We start from the raw sequence: 4591 nt of genomic DNA on the forward strand, positions 1-4591 counted from the left end.
GCAGGGTTGAACATATCTCCAGCCTTGCTTCTGATGTCAACAAAAGACTGGAAACTCTTGCTCGCAGGGGTCGACCGTCTCATGCAACTCGCGCAAGTTCCCGACCTCGACAGGCAAGACTATCTACGCAAAGCACAAAAAGTAGCCAACGAACCGGCACCTGATCCGAAAGAGGTTGCTGAAGCGACTCTAGCCCTTGGCCGCGAGTTTCTTAACAGCGCAGAAAGGTCACAACAGATCTTGGGGATGTACAAGTTTTCAGCAATGGCTGACATGAATACCTTGGAACCGGAACAGAAACTTATTGTGCTTGTTCTGGCCTCGGTCTTCGGCTACAGAGCGCCTTCTACTCAATACCACCGCACCGAACAACAGATTGAGGACTAAATTATGCGTAAGGACCCTGAAGATTTGGCGCTACTGAACATTCTTAGGCAATGTGAGGCCAAGGAAAAGATTCCGTTGATCGACTACATCACTGACTCTGGCAATGGTCGCCTATCGCTTAATGATAATTCAAAAAAAACACTGGTTTCAGCAAAATCAGATGAGAAGAAGTTCAATGATGCGGTAAATCAACTCGTCATCAAAGAAATTCAATCCTTCGGTGGCAATAGTTTGGTCAATCTAATGCGCCTTGGGAAAGGAGTTTCATATGACGAGATTGTCCGCGATGTGGCATCTAAAGTCGGGGCCAAGGTAACGAGTATTGCCAATTGCGAAGCCATGGAAAACGCCATCACCGCCAAGATCATCGAGAAGGCATGGGACAAGATGAGCCCCCAAGAACGCAAAACCATGACCGAATCTATGAACATTCCCGCTAAAGGACCAGCTACGCTTGCCGCCGTGTTGGCAGCCGCTGAACTTGGTGGTTTTGCAACATTTAGACTTGCCGCCATTGTTGCCAACGCTCTTGCAAAGCAGATTATTGGCAAAGGACTCACCTTTGGCGCTAATGCCGCCTTGATGGAGGGTGTTGGCGTCCTGGTTGGTCCCGTCGGATGGGCTGTGATGGCATTGTGGCTTGCGGCTGATCTCGCCGGTCCTGCCTATCGCGTGACCGTTCCATGCGTCATTCAAATCGCCTATTTACGACAAACTATCGCCATAAAAAACATCAAAACATGCCCGCAAGGCCATCCGCAAAAAGATCTAAATGCGAAGTTTTGCAGCACCTGCGGCGCACCCATCGCAGCCCCTCTCCTGCAGAACACCTGATCGACAACATAAAAAGGAAACTCGCCATGTTCTTTATTCTAATCTCTGTACTTGTTCTAGGGATCCTGGCCATTTCCTTGGCCTTTGCTTACGCGATGATCATGATTGTCCTGAGTGTCGCGGGCACAGTGTACTTCGCGAGTTTCCTTCTCTTCATGAACACATTTAATTCAGATAACATCGGTATCACCTTACTTCTGACTCTCATCACCGGTACGACAATTAACGCACTGTTGTACCGAACTTTTTTTTGTGATAAGTGAACAGCGACAATTTCAGTTAATATAGGCTGTGTGGTTTAGAGTGTGCAGGTTTTTGGCAGTTAAATTTACTAGGGGATAAACTATGAGTGAAGAAAATAGTGGGTATGCGAAAAGTTATTCTGACGAAAACTTTTGGGGGAAAGTAACAAAGTTCGCTTCAATTGCAGGAAAAGAGGTGATCGAAAAGGCATTGCAACTTTATTACGCACTTCAGGCTCCCGCAACACCGTTATGGGCTAAGACGGTAATTATCGCTGCGCTTGGATATTTAATTTCTCCACTAGATGCGATTCCAGACATCGTCCCAGTAGTTGGTTATGCAGATGATCTAGGTGTTCTTGTGGCCGCTATAGCCACAGTTGGCACATATATTACCGATGATATTAAAGCCAAATCTGAAGCCAAATTGGGTGAATGGTTCAATTGATTAACAAGGGAAATCCCCCGGCTCTGCCGGGGAGGCAGTAGAAGATCATGGTTGTCCTGAGTGTCGCGGGCACAGTGTACTTCGCGAGTTCCCTTCTCTTCATGAACACATTTAGTTCAGACAACATCGATATCACCTTACTTCTGACTCTCATCACCGGTACGACAATTAACGCACTGTTGTACCGAACTTTTTTTGTGATAAGTGAATAGCGACACAAAACGGAGAGAGGAGGTCAAAATGAAAAAAATTATCGTAGTACTAACAGCGCTGTTTTTGTGTGGAAATGCTTTCGGGGACGGTTCAGACCAGGACTCTGACGTAATCGGGGCTCTTGCAGCTGATAACCACGTATTGTCACAAAAAGAGGTCCTCGGCTATTTAGAGGCCCATGTGGGGTCAGGGTTCGAGGCTGAAATCACTGTCTTTAATTGCAAAGAAGTTCCTAACCATTGGCCTTTTGCGGACCCAGTCTACGGCTGTTACTTGAAGGACGCCGACGGGCTGATAATTCTCAGACCAATCGACGAGAAAAGCCAGGTACAGGTCTTCTATATAGGAGTCCATGCTCAAAAAGTCCTCGGGGTGGTCAACGGTTGGATCGTTGACCGAAAAGCCAACGTATTGACTATGACCCCTGTGATGACTATCTCGGATACACCTGGGTATGACTTTAGTGCCGGGTTCCATCCCAAGCTTGACACCGAAGGCCGCTTCGCATTCTGGCATTGAAAAATGAGCGTACAATGTACCTGATTATGTCTCTATCTCAGTGCGCACCATCAGTTTCTTTCCTGAACAAGGAGTTGTACTCGTGAGCGCCACGGCAAGTCTTGGGGCACCATCGCTGCCAGGTCGAATCTTCGATTGAATCGACACTGCGACTCTGCCAGGTATCGATCGGCGTATTTTCGGAAATTAAAGGCGATATATTTGGCCTTTGCTAAAAATCACATTTTGAGTTGAGGCAAGCATCAAGCATGAACTATCTATACCGTGGTGTATGCGAAGAGAAACACGAAGCTAATGGTGGACGACTGATCCCTGCTGGTAACAATATGGAAATCGTCATGCAACGTAACGATTATACGCGCTTAAGCGATGAATCAAAGTTTCTCAGAGACGGGACATTTGTTAGAATTCCATCTGAAGTGAACACAGCTCGAGGTCATCAACTTGACTCTGGTATTCACGGCGGATGCATGATTTCCACCACCGAAAGTTACCAGATAGCAGTTCTATTCGCTACGAATGAAGGGACTGTTAACGGAGTGATATACAAATTGGATAAAGCCAAGTTCCAGTCATACGGCATCAGGTCGCATAAGTTTATTTGCCCACGATTCCCTGATGAGAAAGAAGTATCTATCTGCGCAGAAGATGGCGGAGAGATTCCTCAAGAAGTAATTGTTACTGTAAGGAAAGTTCTTGCTAGTGAGTTCAAACCTGAAACTTTCCTGAGTCTCAAGATCAGGAAAATACGACAAGTTTATAAGCATTGCATGAGACGCTCAAATATAACACTTGCCCTCTTGATCCTTATTGGAGGACTGGTAGTTGAATACCCTCCCCAGGCAGAGGCGCAAGACAATCACGATAAACTAGAGGAGGAACTGACCACTACGGACACTATTATTAGAGACATAAAGGAAAACGGACCACGAGAAATTCAATGCTTTCCTGATTCAACGATACGGGAGACGGTTTTGACTTTTGTTATAGCCAGTAGGAATAATGGTTCGATATCGGATTCTTCTGAGATCGAGCAGACGTCAATCTCCGCCTTGCAAGGGCAGGCGAAAATACTTGGGGGCGGATGCAACTAACCTTGAAGGCAAAGTTTTTCTGCGGGATAGGTATTTTAGTGACCTCCGTTGTCAAGACGGAATACTACGAACCTCCGCCAAAAATACCCTCAAGGTGTCTTTTTGATCAGCTCCGACCACAGCGCCCCCACGTCCGGCAAGCGTCTGACATAGCCAATGTTCTTAGGGATTTCAGGCACCTGCTCACTTTCCCCTCGAGTCCGCCTCCACTCTTTTCTTGTGATGTCCCATAACTTCTTCACTTGCTGACGGACCCCGGCAAACCCCGGGCTCCGGTGCAGGGAATGAATGATCTGGTCGAGTATCGCACCCTGGCGCAACCGGATGACCTGCACGATCTGGTCGTGGATTTTCTCAAACTGTGGCTTTTCGTAGCGCCAGGTTAAAACCGGGGCTTTGGCTCCGGGCTTGGTGATTCGCACCAACTCGTACCCAGAATGCCTGATACGTTGTTCGTGAACTGGGCGCCACAACTCCGACCGGTCCAGATCTTCACCTGGCCAGCACAGCAGCACCCAGTTCACCATCCCGGTCTTATCATCGAGGTAGCCCAGCCACCTCGTCACAGTCTCCCCTGACTTGCGGGCCTGAAGATCGGTACGACGCGACAGGTTCACCTTGTACCTGGCCGCAAACTTGGCCACCAGAAATGCTACCTTTTCCAACCTGGTCGAACCCTGAATGTAGAGTTCGGCTCCAGCTCGCACTCCGTCGCCAACACGCTGCATCCATACAGTCTTCTTGGTAAAAATGTAGGGGTTGGTGGCCGCCTTCCCACGGTACGCGCTGGTGCGGTTCTGGCCCGGGATGGGGGCGGTTTGGTTTTGGGGTTCATTGGTCATGATGCAGCAATA

At 48.1% G+C, this 4591-nt stretch carries 6 protein-coding genes; 5 read left to right on the top strand and 1 reads right to left on the bottom strand.

Going from position 1 to position 4591, the window contains the following annotated elements; translation table 11 throughout:
* From M6F29_RS11240 to M6F29_RS11260, 5 genes are all read left to right on the top strand, one after another.
* Positions 1–387 (top strand): hypothetical protein (locus M6F29_RS11240; RefSeq protein WP_298159888.1); only part of this gene is annotated, 387 nt, incomplete at its 5' end.
* Positions 388–390: 3 nt separating this feature from the next.
* Positions 391–1221, top strand: a complete 831-nt coding sequence (locus M6F29_RS11245; RefSeq protein ID WP_298159890.1) for a YaaW family protein — start codon at positions 391–393, stop codon at positions 1219–1221.
* Between the two features lie 345 nt (positions 1222–1566).
* On the top strand, positions 1567–1911 hold the full coding sequence (locus tag M6F29_RS11250; protein WP_298159892.1) for a YkvA family protein: 345 nt from the start codon (positions 1567–1569) through the stop codon (positions 1909–1911).
* A 240-nt stretch (positions 1912–2151) separates the two neighbouring features.
* Positions 2152–2643 (top strand): hypothetical protein, encoded by a 492-nt coding sequence (locus M6F29_RS11255; protein WP_298159896.1) that lies wholly within the window; start codon positions 2152–2154, stop codon positions 2641–2643.
* Positions 2644–2891: 248 nt separating this feature from the next.
* On the top strand, positions 2892–3737 hold the full coding sequence (locus tag M6F29_RS11260; RefSeq protein ID WP_298159899.1) for a hypothetical protein: 846 nt from the start codon (positions 2892–2894) through the stop codon (positions 3735–3737).
* A gap of 89 nt (positions 3738–3826) precedes the next feature.
* Here the strand turns inward: M6F29_RS11260 and M6F29_RS11265 are convergent.
* Positions 3827–4591: hypothetical protein (locus M6F29_RS11265; protein WP_298159901.1), on the bottom strand; the 765-nt coding region annotated here is incomplete at its 5' end.

The organism is Ferrovum sp., from assembly GCF_027317285.1.
Lineage (GTDB): Bacteria > Pseudomonadota > Gammaproteobacteria > Burkholderiales > Ferrovaceae > Ferrovum.